This is a genomic window from Paenibacillus sp. FSL L8-0436, assembly GCF_038593025.1.
GTDB lineage: Bacteria > Bacillota > Bacilli > Paenibacillales > Paenibacillaceae > Paenibacillus_AQ.
Genome location: NZ_CP151955.1, coordinates 5,206,579 through 5,232,087 on the forward strand (window position 1 = coordinate 5,206,579; position 25,509 = coordinate 5,232,087).

A 25,509-nucleotide genomic window follows, 5' to 3' on the forward strand; every position below is an offset into this window, starting at 1 on the left:
CAAGCTTTAGAGGAAGCTGATCAAGGAAGTTAATGAAATCACCATACTTTTAGGAGGGACAGCATGAAGCGTCTAATGAAAATGAATCCCCGGGATACGGTAGCTGTGGCGCTGCGCCCCATTTCCGCCGGAGAAGAGCTTGTTTTTGAAGGAATGACTCTTAAGGCAATCCAGGACATCCCGCAGGGTCATAAAATGGCGTTGACCAGCTTTGCGGCGGATGACGTTATTACAAAATATGGTTATCCTATCGGCCACGCGATTGCTCCGATTCAAGCGGGCGAATGGATTCACACGCATAACATCAAGACGAATCTGGCGGGTGAAGAGGAATATGAATACGTACCCGATCTTCATCCGGTCACTTACCCTTCCCGGGATTTGACCTTTCAGGGCTACCGCCGGACAAACGGCAAGGTTGGTATCCGCAACGATCTGTTTATTATTCCCACAGTAGGCTGTGTGAACGGTATCGCTGAGCAAATGCTGCAGGAATTCAAGGCTGAACATCCGGATATGGGAACCTTCGACAACTTTACCGTGCTTAAGCATCCTTACGGCTGCTCCCAGCTTGGCGATGACCACCGGATGACCCGCAGCATTCTGCTGGATGCCGTGAATCATCCCAACGCCGGGGGTGTGCTCGTTTTCGGTCTCGGCTGCGAGAACAACATTGTCTCCGAGTTCCGCAGCATGCTGGGTGATTATGACGAGAAGCGGGTCAAATTCCTCGTCGCCCAGGAAGTGGGTAATGAAGTGGAAGCAGGTCTCACGCTGCTGGAGGAGCTGTATGAAGCAGCTAAGGATGATGCCCGTGAGACAGTTCCGCTCAGCGAGCTGAACATCGGGCTGAAATGCGGCGGCTCCGACGGATTCTCGGGCATTACCGCCAACCCGCTGCTGGGCGCTTTTTCCGATTTCATAATCTCCCAGGGCGGAACCTCGGTACTGACCGAAGTGCCTGAAATGTTCGGAGCGGAGAAAATGCTGATGGCCCGTGCGGAAAGCCGTGAGGTCTATGAAGATATCGTATCCCTGATCAATAACTTCAAGCAATACTTCCTCTCTTACGGGGAACCGGTCTATGAGAACCCTTCTCCCGGCAACAAAGCCGGAGGCATCAGCACGTTGGAAGACAAATCGCTGGGCTGTACCCAGAAGGCAGGAACCTCCCCTGTGGTGGATGTGCTGCAATATGGCGTAAAGCTGCGCAAAAAAGGGCTCAGCCTCCTCCAGGCACCGGGCAACGATCTGGTGGCCGCATCTGCACTGGCTGCATCGGACTGCCAGCTGGTATTGTTCACAACAGGCAGAGGAACCCCGTTCGGAAGCTTTGTGCCTACGGTCAAGGTGGCGACCAACAATGAGCTTTTTGCCAAAAAAGGCCATTGGATGGATTTCAACGCCGGTCCGTTGCTGGAGGTCCCGATGGCCGATGTGCTTGAGGAGTTTATCGGCTATATTATCGATGTTGCCAGCGGCCAAAAAACACGGAATGAGCAAAACGAAGTGCGCGAGCTGGCTATTTTCAAAACTGGAGTCACGCTATAATACCCTATTTCCATTCCAAATCCATGCAAAGGGAGCGTCATTATGTTTTTAAACGATGATTTTCTATTAACAACCGATACCGCACGGCTTCTGTTCCATCAACATGCCAAAGCTATGCCCATTATTGATTACCACTGCCATCTCGATCCAAAAGAAATTTATGAAGACCGTGCATTCAGCAACCTGACCGAGGCCTGGCTCTACGGAGATCATTACAAATGGCGGCTGATGCGTGCCAACGGGGTTCCGGAATCGCATATTACCGGAGATGCCTCGGATTATGACAAGTTTCTGGCCTGGGCCCGGACCGTACCGCAAGCCGTAGGCAACCCGCTGTACAGCTGGACTCACCTGGAGCTGCGCCGTTTTTTCGGTATCCATGAGCTGCTCAACGAAACGTCTGCTCCGGCCATCTGGGAAGAAGTCAACCGCAAGCTGGCGGAACCGGCCTTCTCGCGCCGCGGACTGATCCGCAGCTCCAGAGTCAAGACCATCTGCACTACAGATGATCCGGCTGATACGCTGGAGTACCACCGGCTGTTAAAAGAATCGGAGACGGCCTTCAAGGTATTCCCTACCTTCCGTCCCGACAAGGCGCTGAACATTGACGCCGAAGGATTCCCGGCCTGGATCAAGCGGCTGGAAGAAGCATCCGGCTTAAACGTGGTGTCGTATGCTTCGCTGCTGGACGCACTGAGAAACCGCGTGGAATTCTTCCATGAGAACGGCTGCCGCCTGTCCGACCATGCGCTGGATGTGCTGCGCTACCGTGCAGGTGAACCTGCTGATGCCGAAGCCATCTTCGCCAAACGGCTGGAGGGCGGAATCCTCTCACCGGAGGAAATCACACTCTACCGCACGGAGCTGCTGTCGGCTCTAATCGGGTTCTATCACGATAAAGGCTGGACGATGCAGCTGCATCTGCACGCCTTCCGCAACAACAATACACCAATGTTCCGGAAGCTGGGACCGGATACCGGTTATGACGGCCTGAATGACCTGCCGCTGACCGAAGCGTTGTCTAAGCTGCTCGACCGCGCAGAATGCGGGACCGGCCTGCCGAAGACGATTCTTTATTCGCTGAATCCGGGCGATTATCCCGCCCTGCTGGCCTTGATGGGCTGCTATCAAAAGGACACGCCGGGCAAACTCCAGCTTGGCTCCGGCTGGTGGTACAACGACACCCGCAGCGGAATGCGCGAGCAGCTGACACTGCTTGCGGACAACAGCCTGCTGGGCAATTTTGTCGGCATGCTGACAGATTCCCGCAGCTTCCTCTCCTACACCCGCCACGAATATTTCCGCCGTGTGCTGTGCGGGCTGATCGGTGAACTGGCCGAGCGCGGTGAAGCGCCGGATGACGAAGTGCTGCTGGGTCAACTGGTGGAGAATATCGCGTATAACAACGCTGCCGGATTCTTCGGTTTTCCAGCCGGAGAATAAAGAAAGCAGGCGCGATCAGCTCTGCAAGAGCTGGCGCAAAAACATTAATATGTAATGAAGGAGAATACTTCATGCCGACACTATATATCGCCGGTGACTCCACCGCAGCGCAGAAAGGTGCGGACCAGAAGCCGATGACCGGCTGGGGAGAATATCTTCAGGGCTATTTCGGCCCGGAAATCACCGTGGACAACCGCGCAATTAACGGACGGAGCACCAAATCATATCTCGAGCAAGGACGGCTCGCGGATATTGAACAGGATTTCCAGCCCGGTGATTATCTGCTGATCCAGTTTGGCCACAATGACGAGAAGCAGGAGGATCCGGCCCGCTATACCGATCCCGGCAAGGACTACCGCCTCAATCTGATCACGTTTATTGATTCGGCCCGCAGCCGCGGCGGTTTCCCTGTCCTGCTGACCTCTGTCAGCCGCCGCCGCTTCACTCCGCAGGGCGATCCCGATCCGCTGGCGGTGGGAGCTTACCCGCAGGCGATGCGTGAAGTGGCGGAGCTTACCGGCACACCGCTGCTTGATATCTTCGCTTCTTCCCAGCAGCTCTACCGGAAGCTCGGTATCGAGGGGTCCAGGCATTTATTTATGCATCTGCCCAAGAACGGGCATCCCAATTATCCGGAAGGGATTACGGATGATACCCATTTCTCTAATGAAGGGGCCAAACAAGTGGCAGAGCTGGTAGCAGAAGCAATCCGCCATTCTGCAGACTTGTCTACTCTTATTCAACACATGCATCCATTGCAACAGAACAGGATTTAACTAAGAAAAGGGGAGGTACCCTATGTCCGCACCGCTTCATCTTGGCATCCGCGCCCATGATTTTGCCCGGCTTCCTTTGCCGGAGCTGATCGCCAAGCTGGATCAATACCGCTTTAAGCATATTCAGTTTGCGGTACGCAAATCTTTTCCCGAAAGCGTCCCCTCTCTGGCGGCATTAAGCCCGGGAACAGCGGCCTACTTTGGCGAAGCGTTCCGGCAAGCCGGGGTCCGGATCGCCGTTCTCGGCTGCTATGTAAATATCATTGATCCCGATCCCGGCAAAAGAGCGCAGGCGTTAAATGATTTCAGCACCCATCTTCGCCTGGCACGTGATTTCGGAGCCAGCCTGGTAGGTACGGAAACAGGAAGCGTAGGCAAGGGCTATACAACGGATAACTTTACAGAGGAAGCCTTCCAGGAGGTAGTCGTTTCGGTCAAGGCCATGGTGGCGGAAGCGGAACGTTTCGGCGTAACGGTAGGCATTGAGGCAGGCCAGAATCATCCCCTGCACTCTGCGAAGCTGACGAGGCGGCTGCTGGATCTGATTCCCTCCAATAATCTGCAGATCATTCTGGACTGCGCGAACCTGATGTCGCCCGATAATTACCAGCAGCAGGAAGCGGTCATTACCGAAGCACTTGAGCTGCTTGGGGACAGAATCGCAGTGATCCATCTGAAGGATTTCACGGTCCAGGACGGCCAAATCGTCATTGTTCCTGTCGGTCAGGGACAGCTTAGTTTTGCTCCTGTCCTCCGGTACATGAAATATACACGCCCGCACATTCAGGGCCTCCTGGAGAGCACTACCGAACCGTATCTGCGGGAAAGTGTAGATTTCCTGCAGCGGTTATACAGCGAAGTCTAGCGAAACGCTGCATTTCTTTGGATGATACAAACACATTTCAGGACCGCTTTACCGTGTCTAATATGGCGGATGATTCCAGAACATGCACTCTGAAATCATCCAGAGCTGCTGTTGAATGCCCGGGCTCTCTGGAGTTCCGGGCATTTTTATGTAGCGACGTACGGTTCGATTTTAACCAATGCTGCTGTGACTCCCCTTCCCCGCCCCGCTGCGCGTAATCTATAACTCATGAAACTGCCGCTTGTTACTGATGGGGAATCATGGGTACAATTATTAGAAACGCGTTATTATAAAAAGGATAGGTGAAACCAATGCATAATTATGGATTCGCGCGGGTGGCTGCCGCTTCCCCGGAATTGCGGGTGGCTGACTGCGAGTTTAATGCAGCACAAATTATTGAGGTTATCAAGCAGGCGGACGAGGAACAGGTAGAGTATCTGGTGCTGCCCGAGCTTTGCATCACCGGTTATACCTGTGCAGATTTATTCCTGCAGCCCGCGCTGCTGGATGCGGCTCTGAAGAGCCTACATAGCATTGCCGCCGCAAGTGCCGGACTTCACATGGTAGTCATTGCCGGACTGCCCATTGCCATTAAGGGACGGCTGTTCAACTGTGCCGCCGTCATCCAGCAGGGAAACATTTTGGGCATTGTGCCCAAAACCTGTATTCCCGGCTACAGTGAGTTCTATGAACCGCGCTGGTTTGCAGGTGCCGAAGAGCTTGAAATTACAGAGCTGCGTCTCGGGGAAATCACCGTTCCCATCGGCAATGATCTTATCTTCGCATGTGAAGCGAACAGCAATTTATCCTTTGGCGTTGAAATCTGTGAGGACTTGTGGGTTCCCGTTCCACCGAGTAGTCTGTTAGCCCAAGCCGGCGCTGTGCTGCTGTTTAACCCTTCAGCCAGCAACGAGCTGGTAGGCAAAGCAGACTACCGCCGTCAGCTTGTCTCCAGCCAGTCCGCCTCCTGCGTGGCAGGTTATGTCTACGCCGGCTGCAATGCCGGCGAATCCACAACCGATGTCGTATTCGGCGGCCATTCCCTGATCGCCGAGAACGGTCTAACACTTGCGGAATCGGAGCGTTTTACCCATGAGAGCCGGATCATCATCGCCGATATCGACATCCCGAAAATCCAGTATTCCCGCGCGGTCATGGGTACCTTCCGCGCCGGAAAGGGCGGCCGCAATTATCGTGAGGTGCTGTATGCGGAGCCTGCCCTCCTTAACAGTGAACGGAAACTCGTTCGTACCGTCGGCGTTAATCCTTTTGTTCCCGGCAATCCGCTTCAGCGCGACGAACGCTGCCGTGAGATCCTCTCCATCCAGACTTCCGGCCTGATGAAAAGAATCCGCCATATCGGCACCAAGCAGGCCGTTATCGGCATTTCCGGCGGCCTGGACAGCACGCTTGCGCTGCTGGTGGCCGTACGGGCCATGGAGCTGCTAGGCCGCCCGGCAAGCGACGTCCTCGCCGTTACGATGCCGGGCTTCGGCACCACGAACCGGACCTACGACAATGCTGTCGGCCTGATCAAAGCGCTTGGAGCTTCACTTAAGGTTGTCGATATCAAGGCAGCCTGTCTGCAGCATTTCGAGGACATCGGCCATGACAAGGATGTTCATGACTTGACCTATGAAAATGTACAAGCCAGGGAACGGACACAAATCCTGATGGATTTGGCCAACAAAAACGGCGGCATCGTCATCGGCACCGGCGACTTGTCCGAGCTGGCGCTTGGATGGTGTACCTATAACGGGGACCATATGTCCATGTACAGTGTCAACTCAGGCATTCCGAAGACATTGATCCAGTACGTCGTCGCCTGGTACGCGGATCACGAAGCGGACGAGACGGTGAACAAACTGCTCTACAGCGTTATTGAAACGGGGATCAGCCCAGAGCTGCTGCCGCCTTCAAAGACAGGGGAAATTGTCCAATTGACCGAAAATATACTCGGTCCTTATGTTGTGCATGATTTCATCCTCTATTATATGCTCCGCACCGGCGCTTCCCCCGGCAAAATCCTGTACCTCGCCCAACATGCCTTCGGCGATGGCTATACCCGGGAACAGCTGGTCGGGTGGCTGAAAGTATTCATCACCCGCTTCTTCACCCAGCAGTTCAAACGCTCCTGCCTGCCGGACGGCCCGAAGGTCGGGACCGTCAGTCTTTCACCGCGCGGCGACTGGCGGATGCCAAGCGACGCTTCCGCCGCGCTCTGGCTGCGGGAAGTCGAGGAATTGTAGAGATACAGGCTTATGAACAAAAAGGAGCATCCGCTGCGCTGGCGGATGCTCCTTTTGCTCTATTGTCCGGCGAATGCTTCCTTGATCCGGTTGTATTCTTCCATTGTAATAGCCAGCACTGTGCCGTGCTTGAAACCGTACGGGAAGCTGAAGCTCTCGTCTGAGCGGATAAACCGTCCACTGTCGATTTCATCCGCTATAAAAGGAACGTAGCCCTGACCCTCCCCTTCCACACCGAAAAAGTCCAGCATCAGGCACCATTTGCCGTTGCTCAGCTTAAATGCTGTAGGTGCTTCATAAGCACTGTGGCCCAGCTTGGCCATTTCTTCATCAAATGCTTCAATTCGGGTGTACTCTCCGGTAAGAGTTCTGCCTTTCCGATTCCCACAAGGAGAGGCATTTGCTCGCATCCCTGCCAATGTTGGACCAATCCCCTTTGTATTTGGTGTGGAAACAATTGGCCAGACTCAGGTCAGTCGCAAGAATATAAAATTTGCCGTTATGTGTTCTGATGATGGTATGATCTCTGACGCCCTTCTCACCCAAATTGCTCCATAAAACAGGCTGTCCCCCGTTAACCGCTTCCCAATTGAATCCATCGATGCTGAGTGCGAAATAGACCTGTTCTCCGTCAGGAGTCTTTTTCTCCTTAAAATGCACAAACAAATAGGCTTCCATAAAATAGGTTCCTCCTAATCAAAGTTCATAATCTCTTTGGTGCCGAACTTCTCCAGCATTAATAGTACCCCGGCGGGAAATAAACATAAATGATCTATTATGGGACATAACTGAACTATCCTGCACTTTTTACGGCAAGAAATCCGATGAAATTCCACTTATATCATTCTTGACTGGATAAAAGTTTGATGATATATTGATTCACGGTTTATTATTTTAGTATTTAACCATTTACTTCTTAACGATTAGAATCAAAGAAAATTTCACTAGCTTGTTGTCTTGACGGGATAAAAAAATGGTGATATATTGATTCACAGATTAATAATTTAGTATTTAACTATTTATCACTTAATCATTAAACACTAAATTAACTTGTCCGCGTTTTTCCATACAGCTTTCGGAGGTGAAGTTTTGTCCGATCCCAATGATTTTTTTGAAATCTCTACCATGTTCAAAACGTTTCTGAAAGGAATGGCTCAGGGCTGGAATAAACAAGGCTTTGCCCTTAGCCTGACCCAATTCAAGGCTTTGCATTTTCTGTCCAAGGAAGGCCCGATGATGGTATCCCAGCTGGCCGCTGCGCTTAACATGACCCCCGCGGCAATCACAGGTGTTACAGACTCGCTGCTTGCTGAAGGTTACGTCGAGAAGGAACGGGCGGCTGACGATCGACGAGTGGTTCATATTACACTGACGAAGGAAGGAAAAGCTGCAATCGAGGAGGCGCATAAAAAACAGAAGGAGATCATGGGCTCCTACTTCAGCATCTTGCCTGATGAGGATATCGCACATTTAAGAAGAATTTTTGGAGTATTAATTTCGGAATTAGACAAAAAATAAAAAAACGGTGGGGAAAAAATCAATGGAACATTTATCTGATAAGCGCAAGCTTACCATTATGATCGCCATTATGGCAGCTATGCTGTTTGCCGCGATCAATCAGACGATTACCAGCACGGCTATGCCGCGTATTATCGCGATACTGGACGGTATGGATTACTATACCTGGACGATTAATATTTACATGCTGACTTCAACAATCGCCACGGTGCTTGTCGGCAAGCTGTCCGACATGTTCGGCCGCAAGCCTTTTCTGCTGGCAGGGATTCTGATATTTATGGTCGGAGCTTTTCTGACCGGTACTTCGGATGATGTGTATCAGTTCATCTTTTACCGCGGGATTCAAGGCGTGGGCGCCGGTATTATCCAGTCCACCGCATTCACAGCTGTAGGCGACCTGTTCCCTCCGCGTGAACGCGGCAAATGGATGGGCCTAATGACGGCTGTCTTCGGCTTCTCCAGTGTACTCGGACCGACACTCGGCGGTTATCTTGTTGACCATATGGATTGGCACTGGCTCTTCTGGATCTTCCTGCCGCTCGGCTTTGTTGCTTTTGCGCTGATCCTGGCCCTGTTCCCGAAAGCCAAACGCGGAGAGTCTACAAGCATCGACTATCTCGGTTCACTGTTCCTGACTACGACCATTGTTCCGCTGCTGCTGGCCTTCTCTTGGGCAGGTACAGAATATGACTGGGGTTCATCCCAAATTCTTGGCCTGTTAGCCGGATCCGTTATTTCGCTGCTCATCTTTATTTTCACCGAAACCAGAGCGAAGAATCCGATTCTGCCGCTTCATCTATTTAAAAACAGTGTAGTTACGATTTCCAACCTGATCGGGTTCATTATGAACTTCAGCATGATGGGCGCGATGATTTATCTCTCGTTCTTCGTGCAGGGTGTGCTAGGTATCTCCGCTACTTACGCCGGTTATGTCACAATGCCGATGTCGATCGTTATGGTGGTTGCCAGTACCTTTACCGGTCAGATGATCGCCAAAAAAGGAAAATACAAACGTTATGCCTTGATCGGCGTACCGGTTATGATTGCCGGCATGGCGATTATGGTATTCATGAACAATGTGCCAATGGCAGTTCTGAGTATGATCGTATTCGGTCTCGGCCTTGGTCTGGGTATGCCTGTATTCTCGCTGGCTACGCAAAATGCAGTTTCCCATACGGAGCTTGGTGCAGTTACCGCTTCGTCGCAGCTGTTCCGTAACCTTGGCGGCACCATCGGTATCGCAGTGATGGGGACTGTTATGTCGAACAATCTTACGAAACATCTCAAGGAAGCCCTGCAGTCTTCCTCGGCAGCAGACTTCTCTCAGCTAGATCCGGCAGTGACCCAGCAGATGACAGCCTTCGCCAATCCGCAGGCGCTGATGAACAAGCCGCTGCTTGAGCAGACACAAGCCAGCCTGCCAGCCGATGCCCAGCCGATCTTCGTTCAGATGATTGACAGCATCCGTGACGCTCTGGGCCAGACATTGTCCACCGTGTTCCTGACAGGGACTATCGTATTGGTTGTCGCCTTTATTCTGGTCTTCTTCCTGAAGGAGCTGCCGCTCCGCACTTCGAACAAGGCTCCTGCTGAAGGGGAAACGGAAGGCTTGAATCCTTCCAAGCTTACGGTAGAAAAAGCTTAAGTATAATGGATTAAATCATATTCTAATATTCTAAATAAAGGGCAATCCATGGTCACTATGACCCGGGATTGCCCTTTTAGTGTAGTCAGTAAGGAATTTCTCAGAAATAAATGATTTCATAATTATAAGACCGGCTGTCAGCCCGTTATCTTACCGGTATCAGCTGAAACAACTGCCTATCCGGGCCAAGGCGTGGATCATGAGCAGATTCCGGTTCAAGGAACACCCGGCCCGGTCCTTCCCTTAAATCTCTCATTGCCTTAAGCACTTTGCTGTCCCTGGAGCTGATAATCAGCGCCTCTTCTTCCGTCTCTGTTAGCAGCCAGCTTGATTTATCAAGGTTGTCCGGTGCAGCCTCCAGTGTCAAGGCACCGGAAGTTCTGGAGCATAATGTGAACTCCCCGTTCATGAGCTTTACAGTACCGTCATCGCTGTACTCCACGGCCCATTGCTGTTGCTTATCGCTATAAGCAAGCTTGCGGACTTCCACACTCAGCGCTTGGCCTTGTTCTCCAAACTCACCCGCTGCGGCAAGATAAAGTTCTGTGCCCACACTCTTCAGCCGGAACAGCCCGCTGCCGGAACTGTATTCCGCCGTCATTCTTCCCGAACCGAGATCTATAGTCAGCCGGTCTCCCCACGTAAGCCGCATCTCTCTTTCAGACGGGAACTCAAGCGGTAGAAACACATAGGACGAGGCGTAGTAATCCGCAGGGTCCCAGCGGTCACCCACATATAAGTAAGAGGTCTGGCCCTGCGCGGTATCCGTTACAGGAACGATAAATGCAGGCTGAGTGTCGTAAGTCGTAATGTCGCCAAGCGGCATCAGGGGCGACCAGCGGCCGGGCAGCTGCCGGCCCAGGCATACGCGCCCTGGTTGGGCAGCCAGCCGGTACAAGCTGACGAGATCAGAAAGTAGATGCCTCCCCGCTTCATCAGCGCAGGAGCTTCGCGCGCCTGCCCCGGCCACAATGTCTTCACCTGCTCCTCTATACTGAGATAATCCGGTGACAGCCGGTACATGATAAGGTCTGCATTCTCCCTGGCCGCGGCCAGGAAATAGGCCGTACCGTCGTCATCCTGAAACAGGGTGCAGTCCCGGGACATGTTGCCTACCGGATTAAAGCTGCCACGAAAGACATAGTCTCCGTCGATTGTCCCGCAATCGGCAATCGCACACCGCGCGTCGGAATAGTCACGCCCGTTCTCCCAATGCATCCACATGACGTATCTGCCGGTAAGCGCATTGTAAAGCACTTTCGGCCGCTCGATGACAGCCCCCTTTCCGTACCCGCGGTTCTGTGCTTCCCCGGGTTCCAGCTCCAGGGAAGTGCGGTGATAAATCGGCCGTACCGGAGAATCCAGCGTCAGTACATCATTCCTCCATTCCCAGTCCGCCAGGTTCGCGGAGCGGTAGCAGCTCACTTTACGCCGTCCTGTGCGGTTTTCTCCGAACCAGTAATAGAACCCATCCTCGAAGAGCATATGTCCGCCATGTGCATGTACGGGATTTCCGTTAGTGTCCATCAGCGGAACACCGTTTTGAATGACAGCCGTGTTTAGGTTATTTTCCATCATTGGCTTATTTCAGGCCCATATTGGACATTACATCGACTTTGCTGGCATTAGTGTACCAATCGTTCACTTCTTCTGTAATTTGCGTGCCGCCTTTGTCATGCCATTGCTTAACAAAGGTGTCGTAAGCTTCAAGCGGTTCTTTGCTGTAAATGATCTTTGTGAAGGTTTCCTTCTCCATGGTGTTCAGCTGTTCCCACGAAGTTTGCATCGTTTTGGTCGGCGGTCCGTTGAAGGCGTTGGGAAGCAGCACATCTCTGTTCTCATAAGAAATAACATATCCGTCTTTGGCGGTAGGATCATTGGCTGCCGATCTCATCAGAACCCCATTATCCGGCTTCGCACCTTGCGCAAGATCATAGAACGATTTGCCCGGGCCGTCAACGCTTGGCGTATTCTTAGTAAAGGACATCTTGCCTACGCCTTGTGCAGCATCCATGGGCGTGTTGAATTTTTTGGAATCAAAGACAACTTCGCCGTTTACGGTATCATAATCATAACCTTCGGCATATCCGTACTTGAAGTCACCCGTGCCGAATGCCGCATCGTACAGCTTGTCGTAGTACAGAAAGAAGGCTTCCATATTGTTGAAATCCTTATTGAACATGAACACTCCGTCATTCTGTTGACCGGATTGGTAGGTCTTATCTCCGCTTACACCGCTGATAGTGGGATAAGCACTGATTTTGGCACCTTGAACGTTAGTTTCAACATCCTTTACACTGCCATATAGCCAAGGACGGCCAATGATAATACCTGCTTTGCCTTCGGTAAAGTCAGCCAGTGCATCCCATGCGCCCTGTGTAGCCAATTCCTTGTTCAGATACCCTTTCGAATACCAGTCGCGGAGTTTGGCAAGCGCATCCTTGGTTCCTTCGGCAACCGACCCGTAAGTGAGCTTACCGTCCCCGCTATACCATTGGCCCGGAAGATGCTTGCCGGTATAGGCACTGAAGATCATCACGGAGTCACTGACCCAGCCTGTATTGTAGGAATCCTTACCGGAGAAATCAAATCCGTAGGTATCCTGTTTGCCATTGCCGTCGGGATCATCATTCGTAAAGGCAGCAATCACTTTTTCAAACTCATCAATGGTTGTCGGTGCCTTTAAGTTCAGCTTATCCAGCCAGTCCTGACGGATGAGCATCACTTGGCCTTCCGTCAAATTGGGGGCAATCGGCATGCCGTACACCTTGCCGTCCTGTATGACCGGATTGAAGGCCGTCGGGTATTCCTTATAAATTTCTTTCAGCCGCTCAGGCATATATTTGCTGATGTCCTCTGTAATATCTTTGACCAGCCCGGACTGAATCAAGTCATTCTCAAGTGAGGTGTCATAGACAGGCAGAACATCCGGGAGTTTCTCGGAGCCGGTGAGCGCGAGCCGCAGCTTGGTGTTATATTGGGTCGCATCGCCGCCCAGCAGTGTGGTCTCGATCTGGATGCCGAGATGCTCTTTACCCCAGCGGGAAAGGACATTGTCATTCAGGCTTTCGCCGTTGATGTATTTGCCGGCATTTTCATCCTGCTGCTTCGCAATGCTGATCGTAATCGGAGGATCATATTTCCCGTCCTTAAGCGTTGCTTCCGCAGCGGAGCTTGATCCCTTGTTATCCGAGCCGCAGCCGGCGAGCAATCCAGTCATCAGTAAAGCGGCGGAGAGTAAAACACCTGTTTTTTTCATTGAGTAGGCTCCTTTATAGTGGGTTATTCTTTGACCGCACCTAACACGATGCCTTTCACAAAATACTTTTGCAGGAAAGGATAGACCAGAATGATCGGCAAGGTGCTGATAAAAATCTGGGCCGCCTTGATGCTTTGCTCCGACATCGCTGCCGCTTCCGATTGGCTGAGCGCCATACTCTGGGCTGAGCCTTGGACGACGACCGTCTGCAGGAACGAAGCCAGCGGGTAGTTCTCAGTATTCGACATATACAAGATGCCGTCAAACCAGGCATTCCAGTGCCCGACCATGATGAACAATCCCACAGTGGCCAAGCCGGGAAGCGACAGCGGCAGGTAGATTTTGCGGAAAATCACGAAGAATGAAGCTCCGTCGATAAACGCCGCTTCTTCCAGCGCCTTCGGAATGGTCTTGAAGAAATTCATGATCAGAATCAAATTGTACGCGCCAAAGGCACCCGGAAGCACCAAGGACCAGATTGTATCTTTTAATCCAAGCTTCGTGACCAGGATATAGGACGGAATTAATCCCCCGGAGAACAGCATGGTGAAGATGAAGACCCACATCAAGGCATTGCGTCCGCGGAAATCTTTGGATAAGGCATAACCCGCAGTCGTAATAATAAACATGCTGATTAAGGTTCCCAGTACGGTTCTGAACACGGATACCTGCATGGAACCGGTGAAGTTGGAGTTTTTAAAGGTTTTGACATAAGCGTCCGCATTGAAATCCACCGGCCAAAAAGAGACCAGATTGCCATTTATCGCAGCTTTACTGCTAAGAGATTGCGCGAGCAGATGGAGCATAGGCAAGAAGCATGATAATGCAATCAGAATCAGAAATATATAATTGAAGAACGAAAAGATCTTATATCCCTTGGACTTATGATACACTCTCCATGCTCCTTTCTAGAATATCTTGTAGTTGGCAACCTTATAGGCAATCCGGTATGAAACGACGATCAATATAAAACTGATGCCAGATTTGAACAACCCGACGGCAGTACCGAACCCGTATTGTCCATTCAATAAGGAAGAGCGGTACACGTACGTATCGATAATATCTCCTGTACTATAGACAAGCGGATTGTACAGGTTGAAGATTTGGTCAAAACCCGCATCGAGGATATTCCCCAGGCTCAGCGTAGCAATGACGATGATCATCGGCATCATGCTTGGCAAAGTAACATGCCTGATTTGCTGCCAGCGTGAAGCGCCGTCGATCTCAGCAGCCTCGTAATAGGAAGGGTCGATCCCGGTGATGACCGCCAGGTAGACAATCATGCCGAAGCCGAAATTTTTCCACAGGTCACTGATAATAACCGTCGGCCTGAACAAGACCGGGTCCCCCAGGAAGAAGATTGGTTTCGATCCAAACAGATTGGACAGAAAGTGGTTAATGCCGCCGTCCAGTCCCAGAATATCAATCATAATTCCGGCAACGGTTACCCATGATAAGAAATGGGGCAAATACACCAAGGTCTGGATACTTTTCTTGACTCCCACATTTCTGACTTCACTTAAGAGGATTGCCATGAAGATCGGAACGATAATGCCGACAATAATTTTGATTACAGCAATGATGAGCGTGTTGGTAATGGCCTGTGTCGCTTCTTTATACTGGAAGATTCTCGCGAAGTTGTCCCAGCCGATCCACGTTGAGCCGGTAAGTCCCAGCCAGGGCTTGTAATCCTGAAAAGCCATCACCAGTCCGACCATCGGTCCGTACGCAAAGATAAGAACAAATACGAGTGCCGGGATACAAAGCACATACAGCGGCCAGTTTTTCCTGATCTCCTTGTTCCAGGGATTTTTGCTGCTTTTTTTCCTGTCATCTGTCTTTAACGTCCCCACTTGGGTATTTATAACCTGAGCTATTTGTGTTACCCCCTTTTATCATGCCAAGAAGTTTTTCTTTCAGGTTTAATGTTAGCAAAAGCGCTTTCATCCTAAAATGTCTTAATCTAAAGATCATAACCAATCCCTAAACATGTTTGATAAGCGCTTTCATTTTACGGCTGGATTATCTTTTTCTTTTGAATTTAATGAATTATGATAGATTTATACAGAATGATACGAATCCGGCAACCGCCAGTTTTGGGGAACGAGGAAGTGATTATGATTAAAAAAGTGAATATGAAACGGTTCATCTACTTTTTCGTTTTTTTTCTGCTGCTTACGCTGGGACTGTTTTTTATCATGAATACGTTGGGTTCAAGAACGATTCAGGAAAGTCTGATCAACTCCTCCAAAAATCAGCTGGCTTATGCGGAGAGCATTATGGATGGCGTCATCTCCGAGGCAAGCATGTACGGTATCCAGTATACCGCCGACAATGATGTGCGGTTCTATCAGAGCCGGAAACAGGAATTAAGCAATTATGATGCACAGATGAATAAGAATGAAATCTCGGACCGGTTATCGGATCAGCTCTTTTCGAGTCTGGCGGTGGAATCCATCGGGATTTACTGGAAGCCGGATAGCACCTTTATTCAGACCGGCCATGATTCGCTGGCTAAGCTTCCCTTCGAACAGGTCACTGAGCGCGGCTGGCAGACCTATAATAACAGCCTGTATTATTTTTCAGTCTACCCCTACATCCATCAGCCCAAAAACCCGGCAAATATTCAATACATCGTAGGCGTGAAGCTCAAGAAGGAATATCTGGTCAGCCTGCTGGGCAAAGCGGTTAACGGCGACAGCTCCAATGCTTTTTTCCTTGTGAACGACAACCTGGTGATCAGCGGCAAACCTGTAGACAGCCGTATCGAGCAAAAAGCCAAGGAGACGATTACACCGGATACGCAGAGAATCCTGAAATTTGACTATCATACCGGCGAGGACGACTATTATGTATTGTCTAAATATATCGAGCCTATTGACACATATCTTGTGACATATACACGGATGAGTGATTTCTTGAATCCGCTGGACCGGAATCAGCAGGTATTCGTAGGCAGTATCCTGGTCATTCTGATTATTGGGCTGATCGTCATTCTGATGTTCTACCGTAATTTCTACCGGAATGTTCATTTGCTGGGCAAGAAATTTTATCAGGTGGAGCAAGGGAATTACAGCACACGGATCAGCGAGAATCCCGTTAATGAATTTTTTAATCTGTTCAAAAGCTTTAACCTCATGGTGCTCAAAACCCAGAATCTGTTTGCGTCCCTGAAGATTGAAACAGAGCTGCGGAGAGATGCTGAGGTGAAGCAGCTGCAGGCGCAGATCAATCCGCATTTTCTGTATAACAGCCTGTTCTTTATTATGTCGATGGCGAAGACGTCTCCGGAGGCTGTCATGCAGATGAGCAAACATCTGGCTGAATATTACCGCTATCTGACGAAGCTGGATCGCCATGACGCCACTCTGGCCTCTGAGCTGCAGCTTGCGGATCATTTTTTATCCATCATGTCCCTATGCAAAGAGATTCATTATGAAATCAACCTGCCCCCGGAGCTGGGAGAACATCGTATTATGCCGCTCATTATCCAGCCGATCGTAGAGAACGCCATCCAGCATGGTATTGAGGAGCGGCAAGGCGCCCATCGGGTATCCATAGAAATAAAAGCTCTTGATGACGGTGCACTGATCATAATTGCGGATGACGGCAAGGGGCTTACGGCGGAGCAAATCGTTCTGCTGGCAGCAAGGGTCGAAAGCGAATCCCCTCCGCCAGGCTCCAGAGGAATCGGTCTGTGGAATATACATCAGCGTCTTAAAAATGCTTACGGCGAATTAAGCGGCCTGCGTTTCTTCACCAATGACTGGGGCGGCTTGTCCGTGATGGCCTACATTGATTTCTCGCTGGATGAAGGAGGAGAACATGCGATTACTGATTGTGGATGACGGACATTACATTGTTGAATACTTAAAACATCTGCTGGATTGGAAGAAATTCGGCATACACCAGATTGTGACCTCAACCAATTCGGTTGAAGCCAAGCAATTATTGAATCAGAATCAGATTGATATTCTGATTACGGATATCCGCATGCCTGAGGTGTCCGGCATTGATTTGCTGGAGCATATTAATGAGAACATGCTTAAGACCAAAGTGGTTTTTCTCTCGGGCTACTCCCAATTTGATTATGCGCAGAAAGCGATCCGGCTGGGTGCTCTGGATTATTTGCTGAAGCCCGTAGATAAAGAGGATATGGAGAAAGCGATGAAGCAAGTGCTCAAAAGCATTGATGAGCAGCAGCAGAAGCCCCAGATTAAGTGGGAGAAATTTGACGGACTGGGTTATCTGCTGTCCGTTATTGGCGGACCCTCCCCCGCAGGCACTGATTTCAGCGCTTATGACACCGTGCTGCTGAAGGAGACCTTTTGCTTCTTTCAGGTTCCAGAAGCAGGGGGAGCAGATGAAATCACCTTAAGAGACAACAGCCGGGAGCTGGATCAATTGATTTGGACAACAGGCTCGGGGCTGGCAGGATTAATCCTGGAATCCGACGCTCAGAAGCTAGCGCACAGCATCAGCAATATTTCCTTTTCGGAGAAATTTGAATTTACCCGGAAGAATGCCGTCCGGCATATCTTCTGCCAGTTTTATTACCAGGAGGAAGTTCGCGCGGGTGACTGTACCCTGTTGCAGGACTGTACTGCTCATCCTAAGTGGGAGCCGGGAGAATGGGAGCTGACCAGAAAGAACATTCTCAAGACCTTCGCCCAGCTTGGGTCCAGAAAGCAGAAAATCTTATATCTGCTCGACTTTATTCAGCGGGTGTATTTCACTGCCAGCCGGCTGCAGCAGGTTGAGGTCGCAGGTTGGATCTTCAGTCAACTGGCAGAACCGGACACTGCACTTGAGTCCATTCTGCTCTGCATCACACAACTCGAGCGAAGCGCAAAATTGTCTAACAGCCATATTGTCCAAACCATACAATCTCATATTGCCGGTCATATCGGCGATGGTTTGAGCCTGGACGATCTGGGTAAAATTGTTCATCTTCATCCTGTCTATCTGTCCAAAGTGTATAAGCAGGAGACCGGCGAGAATCTATCAAACTTCATTGCAGCCAAACGATTGGAAAAAGCCTCCCAGCTATTGATAGAATCCAATTTGCATGTAATCGATATTTCTCATCTGGTCGGTTACAAGAAGCCGCAGTATTTCATCAAGCTGTTCAAGGACCAGTATGGTATCACACCTTATCAATACCGCAGGCAACAGATTCAATAATAAACAGGGCTGCCCCCATCCTCTAAGTGAGTGAATGGGGACCGCCCTGTATTTATATCACTTAACGGGAAAGCATGACTGCTCTTCCTTACTTCTGCAGCTCCAGATCCTTCTGTTTCAGCAGATCTGTGTATTCCGATTTATACTGCTCCAGCTTAAGCTTCAATTCAGCATTATTGGCATCTGTCTTCAGCAGGCTGCTGGTGACCAGAATGTTATCGACAACAGTATCAATTTTTTCGTCAATTTGCTTGATTTTATTTTTGGTGACCGCCGGCAAAGGGTCCGGTGTTGCGGTCGGCCGCGGTCCCAGGACGGCATTGGTATTTTTATCATTGGCCAATGCGCCCGCTCCGCTATCTTTCTCATCCAGGTTAATATTCTTGCCGGATATCGAAACCTTATAGCCAGCCAGTTCTCCGATGGCGCGCACCGGGGCGTAGCTTTTTCCATCAATGATTATGGCCGGATCTACCAGCTTCTTGCCGTACACGTTGACTGTATATTCCGCTTGGATTTTCTTTCCTACCAGACTAGAGGTAGCCCCAAGCACCTGCGCACTAACCATCAGTATTGCCCCGGCAAGAAATCCGGCAGCAATCTTTTTCATAAGAAATTCACTCCCCGTTAAATAATGTACTACTATCTTAGCATTTTACAGCTCCTGATAGAAATGGTTGGCCGACAATTTTCGCATTCTGCTGCGGCCGCAAAGAAAAAAGGCGTATTTCCACAAGGAAAATACACCTTAAAAGCGGTTGATTCTACGTTTTATGATTTGCTGTACATATTCTGATCCTGCAGCCGGATCAGCACCTTGCCGAAACGTCCGCCCTGCTGAACCGTTACCTTCTTCTCCTGATACGTGCTGTGTATATAATCCGTAACAATATTCCGGGAAACTTCGTGGGCAGGCAGATGATGCATCTTCAACAGTTGCAAGACCTCTTCAATTGCCGCCTCTACGGAAAGTTCGGTGCTTTTCATTTCTCGTGTCACAATGGACTCATAGGCATAGCCTTTCAAGTAAAGCAGATGGTTCAAATACGCCATATCTGAGGAATCCGGGTGCATCTCCCTCCCGGTCAGCAGCGGCATCACCTCATGAATAAGACTATGCTGTCTGCTCCCAGCTGAAGTACTGATATAACAATATTGACGGGCACAGCTCAGCACTCTCTCCACGCTATCCCAGTCAATGATCACCGGACACATGGAGACGAATACCAGATCAAACCCTTTCTCCCAGCCCATTGCAGCTATGTCAAGGTCCTCGAATGCTTCACGCACTAAGGTTATCTTTTCTTTTCCGGGGCTGACACGGGCTGTATTGGCCTCAAATAAATCAGCCAGCGGTACGTTGGGCTCAACAGCGGTAACCTTGGCCCCGCGCTCGGCAAAGGGTACGCTGAAGCCCCCTGAAGCCGCACCGATATCCAGTACGCTGAGTCCGGCAAAATCCACTCCCTGCCCTTCCATCCAGCCGATAATCCGCTCGCTCCTGCGTCTTCCGCCTTCACTGAATACCTCTTCATCAAACACCTTGGCCTTATGATCGAACCCATGCGTGGGATCAATGCCAGCACGCTTCATCTGGTTGGCCGTGGATGAGGGGTCCTCCTTCCACGCCTGCTCCCACAATTGAATATCAAATAAATCTGTTGCCATCTTTGCTCATCCCTTTCTTGAATATCATTTAGCCTGCATTTAATAGACTTAACAGACTTATTATATCTATAATTTAATTGCAAAAATAACGGCGGTTATAAAGCCACCGTTATCTGTGCAGCAAGCTCGGAGATTTTTTTATTCCGCAAATAATCTTCCATCCGCCGTTCAGCTTCCACCATTTCCTGCTGAATCAGACACTCGCTGGGATGATTTAGCGTGCAATCAAACAACGAGGCCGTGCCTTCAATGGCATGAATGATGTCGAGAAATGAAATGTCTTCCTTCTTGCGCTTAAGCCGATAACCGCCATTCGCACCCGATGCCGACTCGATCAGTCCAGCTTTCACAAGTTTGGTCAATATCTTGGACAGATACGTAGGGGAAACCTCCTGCCGCTCTGCCAGCTGCTGTACGCCTACCGGCTTGTCGGACGCAGCCACCACCAAAAAGAGCATCGTATGCAGCGCATAATTTGTTGCCTTTGAATACTTCATCTTCCACCTCAATCAAAGACTTTATTAGTCTATAATAGCTTTTATTCATTCGAATTGCAAGCTGCTGTTTCTGTTATGTAGCAGATTTGCGAAGTATTCCAGATTATTACATGCTGAGAATTTTAGAAAATTATCAATCACAGCATGAAGAGAGCAGATCGAGCAGGCTAGTGGTTTGAAAGTTTATAAGTTTACCCACTATATTGCCCGGCGCTTCCGTTTCGCGTTCGCCATTTCCTGCATTTTCAAAGGTCAGGACGATATATCCTTTTGTGACTATCTCCTGCCATTTAGGAGTCAATTCTTCGATTGCCCCACACAAGCCGTTTAGGGAAATGAGCAATTTCTTTTCCGCTAGTGGCTCTTCGGGTTCGATGTAGAGGACTGGGATATACTTGGCCCAATTCTTTTTTACTGAAGTGCCTTTTATGAGTTGTGTCATTGATGTAATATTCTGATCTGTGTGCTGCCCTCTTTGAGTTGTTGAAAAAATGAGTTAAAGTCCGGGATGCTATTTAAATCATAAGTGAGTACCTTTTTTATTATTAATTCAATTATCGCTTGCTCAATATCATCTCTATATTCTGGCATAGTTTTTGATATTGCATGCCGAATACTAGTAAGAAAAAAGGAAATCACCTCTTCAAGGGCATCTTTATCACCTGCTTGAGCTTTAGCTACTAATTCAAACATGTCATTTTTCATTTGTGTGCTCTCTCTGTTTGTTTGATGACATCAATCAAACGGGAAATATTTTCTGATAACAAATCTAACGTCTTCTTAACTTGAATAAGCAGATATCCTGCAACTACAATTGGAAAACCTACCTGACTAACCGCTGTTATTACAGTTGATAAAATTTGAGTATCACTCAAATAGTCCCTCTCCCTTCAGTCATCAATTTTTTTAATTTCTTAAGTGCTGCATTTTTAGTTTTCCCAATTGCTTGTGGAGTGATATTTAAAAATGTTGCAATTTCATTATCATGATATCCAAGGCCATATCGAAGAGTAATAATAAAACGTTGTTTTGCTGAGAGTTGTGTGAAAGCACGTGCTAAATTATCATTAGTTAGTGAAAATTCAAAGGAGTCAGGATCAATGGTGATTGCGGATTCCTGGAGAACATCTTGATGTTGTATAAGGGTTTCACCTAGGCTTTTTGAATCTTTCTCGTACGATAGAGGTTGATCAAATATGAGTGGAAAACGTGTATTCCGTTTCTGTTGAGTTCTAAATTGATCAATAGCACAAAATTTAATATTGTTTACAATAAATGCAACAAATCGAATTTGAAAGAAGTGTATCTGAAAACGTTTATCTAGTTCCTTCTGGCTCTCTTTAACTCCATTATTAGCTTCCAATAGAAGTTCTAAATTCTCTACTTCACTAAAAAAGTTTTGAATGACTGGGTCGGATTTAGCCACATTATTTGTTTCTATTTGAATAGGAAATAGTTGAGAATGCATATCTGAATACAAAGAGTATCCCTCCTCCATCTCTTTCTGATATATATGTATAAAGTGAAAAAAATTGGTTAAAAACAAACCCTCGAACAAATGTTCTTTAAATTCCCTTTAATAACCTTTTTTATTAAATGAGGGAACACTTGTTCTTATTATACCACTTATAACAGTTAGAAGTTTACAAAATTATGTCATAAATCATTATCTTATTTTGAAGCTTCAAAGTGCGAAGACCTTGTCATCAAGATAATGTTGATTAATATTCCTCGGCAAATCGGTGGCAACAACTGGTCTAGTGCTTCCGTATCCATTTAATTAGAGAACTACGGGAGTTGTTCAGACAACAATCAAGTATTGAAGGGGATACATTCGTTCTTTATCCGGTTCTATTATGTTTTATATCACCGCATTGGAACGGTATCTGCGGCTTGTGCATGGCTCAGGATCTCAAGGGCTACCTACTACTGTTGGAAATCCGTTGAGATTCAGAGTACAGTTCGGGCGGTTGTAAAAGATAAAGCAGCTTTGCACTCAGCATAAATTCCGGTATGGATACCGGAAAACCACCGCACTCCTTCGGGCAGAAGAGTCCATAAACCACAAACGGGTTCAGCGGATTATGAAACGTGAGGGGCTACAGTGTCGTTAAAGAAAAAGGCAATACCATGAGCATGTCCCCCAAAGGAACACCAGCTGATAATGCCCCATCCTAATCGTTTCATTCCACACTATAGTCTGAAACGTTCTATCTTGAAGGCCTCATGTGAACAACGACCGCAAACATTGTGCAGACCGTTCGAGATTATATCATTACTATCATTCAAGCGAAAACTAAATAAGCAGTCGCCGATGGATTTCCGGCGACTGGCTGCTTAAACTTGCAAGGTGTTTTGATCCCTGTCTCACATAGAGGGACACTCCCAATTGATATAAGATCAGTTAGTCCTTTTGATATAACCAAGAAATTTAAGACCACTGGCCCTTTTGGCCACGATGCGTTCGGTCACATCTTCTGGCGTTGTGTACTTTCGTCATCTGGTAGATATCCTTGATTTAAGTTATACCTATGACCCAAGGCGAATTACGTTTATCAGGTTTGCAAGATTGACGTTCAAAATTAAAAGGTAGCTCTATAAAGGTTTACTTTTTAGTCTTTCTATTCACTTTAATAATATCAAGAAAAACAGTTGAAGAGTTTGGGAGAGCCTCTTCAACTCATCTCCTATCTTGAAACATTCAATCAAGGAGTGATTTATAATGACCGCTATCACTGAATATGCAAAGCTTGTAAAGCTCAACTCCAAATCTGCGGGCCGTGGCATTCAAGCAAATATCACACTACCCACTTCTGTAACTTTTAATGGTAATACAGGAAACTATGTAAATTTTTATTTGGGTGGATTCACTCAAGCAGAATGCGGCTTGTCATATCGTAAAGGAAATGCTGGATTCCGTTGGTTTGCAAATGACTGGTCTGGGACGGTTGGTTCCGGTTCATGGGGAGAATTTGCTTTGGGACAAACAGTTAATCTCAAACTCGTGGTAGATGAACCAGATGCCTCTGATCCGAATAAAGAATTGTTTGTCCGTTTTTATGTAAATGGAGCGGAAAAAATGAAATATACCTACACTAAATATAAAAAAGGACAGACTGATTCTAATCTACGCTTGGTTTTGGCTGCAGGAAGCAGTACCTATTACCCACAGCTAAGTCAAATGCCGGCGTGGGATGTATGGCACTCACAGGTGGCAGCCACGGGTCTTAAAATTAAGAATACTTCCAGCAATACATGGACTGCCCTTACTGGAAGTAATAGCACATTGTCCAATCTTCATTGGCCTTTAAAGGAACACACTGACACACCAATTCCTTGTCCGAATCCGCAAAATTATATATTAGACTCATCATATCTTTATTCCTCTACTGTGTATGCCTCGTTGAAACAATAATACTTATTTCTAAATACAGGGACTATACCTTCGCAGTGGGGGAATAGTCCCTGTATTATTTTTTAGCGAATAGTAATAAATAGCATGATGATTGTTATAGTTTACTAGATATAATTAGCGGAAACGATGTTAATTCACAATCTCCGTAGTTCAATTACCCGTCGTCTTCAATGTGATTCAAAAATTGTCATGGTCAAATCTCTCGTCCTACCCACAACAAAGATTATTATAAAGACTAGAGATGCGAATGTCCGGTGAACAGTCACTTCAACGGGTAAAAGCATCACTTACACCCACTAAGTTATGATAAAAAAATTAACATGATTCGCAACATTTACCAATTATTCACGTCTAAGATGTTTGTAAAAACTTTTAAAGGAGGCACTTATATGAAGAAAACAGTATTTGTAAGTAGCTTGATCTTGGCCTTTTCCATGCTTACTTCAACCTGCGTGATGGCCGCTTCAAGTAAACAAGAACTCTCATTAAATATCAATGGCCATAAGGAAGATGGACAGAAACCTATTGTGATCAACAACATCACCTTGGTTCCTATCCGTACAGTTTCCTTACTTCCGGATGTAAAAGTGGATTGGAACAAAAAGACCAAAAGCGTTACAGTTACAGAAAATGGCTCGGGGAATACTCTGAAATTAACCACAGGCAGTAAAATCGCTTATGTTAATGGTAATCAGGTATCGCTTGGAGCTGTACCCACAGTGAAAAACGGTGCTGTTTATGTTCCTTTTAGATTTATTGGAGAGTCCTTAAAAGCTAACGTCTTTTGGGATACAGGAACGAAAACAGTTGTAATTTATAAAACCAATCAATCATTACTAAATGGATTGGCCAGTACCACTCTAGAAAAGTCACGGAATGCTGCTATTCATCTTCCGAGAATTTCCTTACATGAAGATGTCACTCCTACTCAAGAAGGTGGTGCTGGCGGTATGTATTACTTCTCCTATGGAAAAACTAATCAGTTTATCTATGCTTATCGCGGAATGGCGCAATATTTTGAAGTGAAAGATGGTGCTGCTTGGAACTTTTGGGAAGGGCAAGTGACCGAAACAACAAATGAGAAGGGAATAATCCCTTTTGTACTTGAGTTAAATGGTAAAGAGTATGGAAAGCGTCCTTCCTTATCAGGCAAAATCAATTTCTTCATGGATTATTGGAAAGCAGAACAAGTTGTATACGGAACTTTTGACGAAAAAGGGAACGTAATCTTTCAAGATACGAAGACTCGACTAACAGAAGATCCGAACATCATTCAAGCCATTCCAGGAGAACAGAACTGACGTTTATCTGGCTATGCCAAATCAGGCGCAGCCTTCCAGCCTCCCCTTTGCGTGATCCCGCAAAATTTATGCGGCTTGTCCGCGCCCGCCGCCCGCTTCTACGGATTTCAGGCTGATGCAATTATGATAGGATGAGGG

24 protein-coding genes and 1 pseudogene are annotated in these 25,509 nt (G+C 48.0%); 12 read left to right on the forward strand and 13 right to left on the reverse strand.

Features of this window, described 5'->3' with window-relative positions; genetic code table 11:
• Window positions 1-63 precede the first annotated feature (63 nt).
• From NSS79_RS24000 to NSS79_RS24020, 5 genes are all read left to right on the forward strand, one after another.
• On the forward strand, window positions 64-1,551 hold the full coding sequence (locus tag NSS79_RS24000; RefSeq protein ID WP_342436414.1) for an altronate dehydratase family protein: 1,488 nt from the start codon (window positions 64-66) through the stop codon (window positions 1,549-1,551).
• A gap of 42 nt (window positions 1,552-1,593) precedes the next feature.
• Window positions 1,594-2,994, forward strand: a complete 1,401-nt coding sequence (gene uxaC / locus NSS79_RS24005; protein ID WP_340897210.1) for a glucuronate isomerase — start codon at window positions 1,594-1,596, stop codon at window positions 2,992-2,994.
• A gap of 71 nt (window positions 2,995-3,065) precedes the next feature.
• Window positions 3,066-3,770 (forward strand): rhamnogalacturonan acetylesterase, encoded by a 705-nt coding sequence (locus NSS79_RS24010; RefSeq protein ID WP_340897209.1) that lies wholly within the window; start codon window positions 3,066-3,068, stop codon window positions 3,768-3,770.
• Between the two features lie 22 nt (window positions 3,771-3,792).
• The gene (locus NSS79_RS24015; protein WP_340897208.1) at window positions 3,793-4,635 is read left to right on the forward strand and encodes a sugar phosphate isomerase/epimerase; all 843 of its coding nucleotides are present in this window, start codon (window positions 3,793-3,795) and stop codon (window positions 4,633-4,635) included.
• 311 nt (window positions 4,636-4,946) lie between these two features.
• The gene (locus tag NSS79_RS24020) at window positions 4,947-6,884 is read left to right on the forward strand and encodes an NAD(+) synthase (protein WP_342436415.1); all 1,938 of its coding nucleotides are present in this window, start codon (window positions 4,947-4,949) and stop codon (window positions 6,882-6,884) included.
• A gap of 59 nt (window positions 6,885-6,943) precedes the next feature.
• Here NSS79_RS24020 and NSS79_RS24025 read toward each other — a convergent pair whose 3' ends face one another.
• Window positions 6,944-7,207: a hypothetical protein gene (locus tag NSS79_RS24025; RefSeq protein ID WP_342436416.1), complete on the reverse strand. Its 264-nt coding sequence runs from the start codon at window positions 7,205-7,207 to the stop codon at window positions 6,944-6,946.
• A 16-nt stretch (window positions 7,208-7,223) separates the two neighbouring features.
• The gene (locus NSS79_RS24030) at window positions 7,224-7,562 is read right to left on the reverse strand and encodes a hypothetical protein (RefSeq protein ID WP_342436417.1); all 339 of its coding nucleotides are present in this window, start codon (window positions 7,560-7,562) and stop codon (window positions 7,224-7,226) included.
• A gap of 411 nt (window positions 7,563-7,973) precedes the next feature.
• Here NSS79_RS24030 and NSS79_RS24035 point away from each other — a divergent pair, with 411 nt between their 5' ends.
• Complete coding sequence (locus NSS79_RS24035) at window positions 7,974-8,402, forward strand: MarR family transcriptional regulator (protein ID WP_342436418.1); 429 nt, start codon at window positions 7,974-7,976, stop codon at window positions 8,400-8,402.
• A gap of 22 nt (window positions 8,403-8,424) precedes the next feature.
• Entirely contained in the window at window positions 8,425-10,047 is a 1,623-nt protein-coding gene (locus NSS79_RS24040; RefSeq protein WP_342436419.1) for an MDR family MFS transporter, read from the forward strand.
• A gap of 825 nt (window positions 10,048-10,872) precedes the next feature.
• Here the strand turns inward: NSS79_RS24040 and NSS79_RS24045 are convergent.
• Genes NSS79_RS24045 through NSS79_RS24060 form a run of 4 tightly spaced genes read right to left on the reverse strand, consistent with a single transcriptional unit; the run spans window position 10,873 to window position 15,159 of the window.
• Complete coding sequence (locus NSS79_RS24045; protein ID WP_342436420.1) at window positions 10,873-11,625, reverse strand: family 43 glycosylhydrolase; 753 nt, start codon at window positions 11,623-11,625, stop codon at window positions 10,873-10,875.
• 4 nt (window positions 11,626-11,629) lie between these two features.
• Window positions 11,630-13,306 (reverse strand): hypothetical protein, encoded by a 1,677-nt coding sequence (locus tag NSS79_RS24050; RefSeq protein WP_342436421.1) that lies wholly within the window; start codon window positions 13,304-13,306, stop codon window positions 11,630-11,632.
• A gap of 23 nt (window positions 13,307-13,329) precedes the next feature.
• Complete coding sequence (locus tag NSS79_RS24055) at window positions 13,330-14,199, reverse strand: carbohydrate ABC transporter permease (RefSeq protein ID WP_038595090.1); 870 nt, start codon at window positions 14,197-14,199, stop codon at window positions 13,330-13,332.
• Between the two features lie 15 nt (window positions 14,200-14,214).
• Entirely contained in the window at window positions 14,215-15,159 is a 945-nt protein-coding gene (locus tag NSS79_RS24060; RefSeq protein WP_342436422.1) for an ABC transporter permease subunit, read from the reverse strand.
• Window positions 15,160-15,423: 264 nt separating this feature from the next.
• On the opposite strand from NSS79_RS24060, the gene NSS79_RS24065 reads away from it, so the two are divergent.
• Together NSS79_RS24065 and NSS79_RS24070 are read left to right on the forward strand one after the other, a co-directional pair.
• The gene (locus NSS79_RS24065) at window positions 15,424-17,154 is read left to right on the forward strand and encodes a histidine kinase (protein WP_342436423.1); all 1,731 of its coding nucleotides are present in this window, start codon (window positions 15,424-15,426) and stop codon (window positions 17,152-17,154) included.
• Entirely contained in the window at window positions 17,132-18,490 is a 1,359-nt protein-coding gene (locus NSS79_RS24070) for a response regulator (protein ID WP_342436424.1), read from the forward strand. Before NSS79_RS24065 ends, NSS79_RS24070 begins: the two co-directional genes overlap by 23 nt.
• An 88-nt stretch (window positions 18,491-18,578) precedes the next feature.
• On the opposite strand, the gene NSS79_RS24075 is transcribed toward NSS79_RS24070, so the two are convergent.
• From NSS79_RS24075 to NSS79_RS24105, 7 genes are all read right to left on the reverse strand, one after another.
• Window positions 18,579-19,100 carry a hypothetical protein gene (locus tag NSS79_RS24075; protein ID WP_342436425.1) on the reverse strand — a complete coding sequence of 174 codons (522 nt, stop codon included), beginning with the start codon at window positions 19,098-19,100 and terminating at the stop codon, window positions 18,579-18,581.
• A 161-nt stretch (window positions 19,101-19,261) separates the two neighbouring features.
• Complete coding sequence (locus tag NSS79_RS24080) at window positions 19,262-20,158, reverse strand: methyltransferase domain-containing protein (protein WP_342436426.1); 897 nt, start codon at window positions 20,156-20,158, stop codon at window positions 19,262-19,264.
• Window positions 20,159-20,253: 95 nt separating this feature from the next.
• The gene (locus NSS79_RS24085; RefSeq protein ID WP_341094934.1) at window positions 20,254-20,655 is read right to left on the reverse strand and encodes an RrF2 family transcriptional regulator; all 402 of its coding nucleotides are present in this window, start codon (window positions 20,653-20,655) and stop codon (window positions 20,254-20,256) included.
• A gap of 133 nt (window positions 20,656-20,788) precedes the next feature.
• Window positions 20,789-21,097, reverse strand: coding sequence for a hypothetical protein (locus tag NSS79_RS24090; protein WP_342436427.1), 309 nt, complete (start codon window positions 21,095-21,097; stop codon window positions 20,789-20,791).
• Window positions 21,094-21,360 carry a helix-turn-helix domain-containing protein gene (locus NSS79_RS24095; protein ID WP_342436428.1) on the reverse strand — a complete coding sequence of 89 codons (267 nt, stop codon included), beginning with the start codon at window positions 21,358-21,360 and terminating at the stop codon, window positions 21,094-21,096. The genes NSS79_RS24090 and NSS79_RS24095 overlap by 4 nt, the downstream gene beginning before the upstream one ends.
• Window positions 21,357-21,530 carry a YvrJ family protein gene (locus NSS79_RS24100; RefSeq protein ID WP_342436429.1) on the reverse strand — a complete coding sequence of 58 codons (174 nt, stop codon included), beginning with the start codon at window positions 21,528-21,530 and terminating at the stop codon, window positions 21,357-21,359. Before NSS79_RS24100 ends, NSS79_RS24095 begins: the two co-directional genes overlap by 4 nt.
• Window positions 21,527-22,135, reverse strand: a complete 609-nt coding sequence (locus NSS79_RS24105) for a sigma-70 family RNA polymerase sigma factor (RefSeq protein ID WP_342436430.1) — start codon at window positions 22,133-22,135, stop codon at window positions 21,527-21,529. Before NSS79_RS24105 ends, NSS79_RS24100 begins: the two co-directional genes overlap by 4 nt.
• 499 nt (window positions 22,136-22,634) lie before the next feature.
• Here NSS79_RS24105 and NSS79_RS24110 point away from each other — a divergent pair.
• From NSS79_RS24110 to NSS79_RS24120, 3 genes and pseudogenes are all read left to right on the forward strand, one after another.
• Window positions 22,635-22,760, forward strand: a pseudogene (locus NSS79_RS24110) (IS3 family transposase); the annotation flags it as partial.
• Between the two features lie 617 nt (window positions 22,761-23,377).
• On the forward strand, window positions 23,378-24,070 hold the full coding sequence (locus NSS79_RS24115) for a hypothetical protein (protein WP_342436431.1): 693 nt from the start codon (window positions 23,378-23,380) through the stop codon (window positions 24,068-24,070).
• Between the two features lie 389 nt (window positions 24,071-24,459).
• Window positions 24,460-25,371, forward strand: a complete 912-nt coding sequence (locus tag NSS79_RS24120) for a copper amine oxidase N-terminal domain-containing protein (protein ID WP_342436432.1) — start codon at window positions 24,460-24,462, stop codon at window positions 25,369-25,371.
• Window positions 25,372-25,509 lie beyond the last annotated feature (138 nt).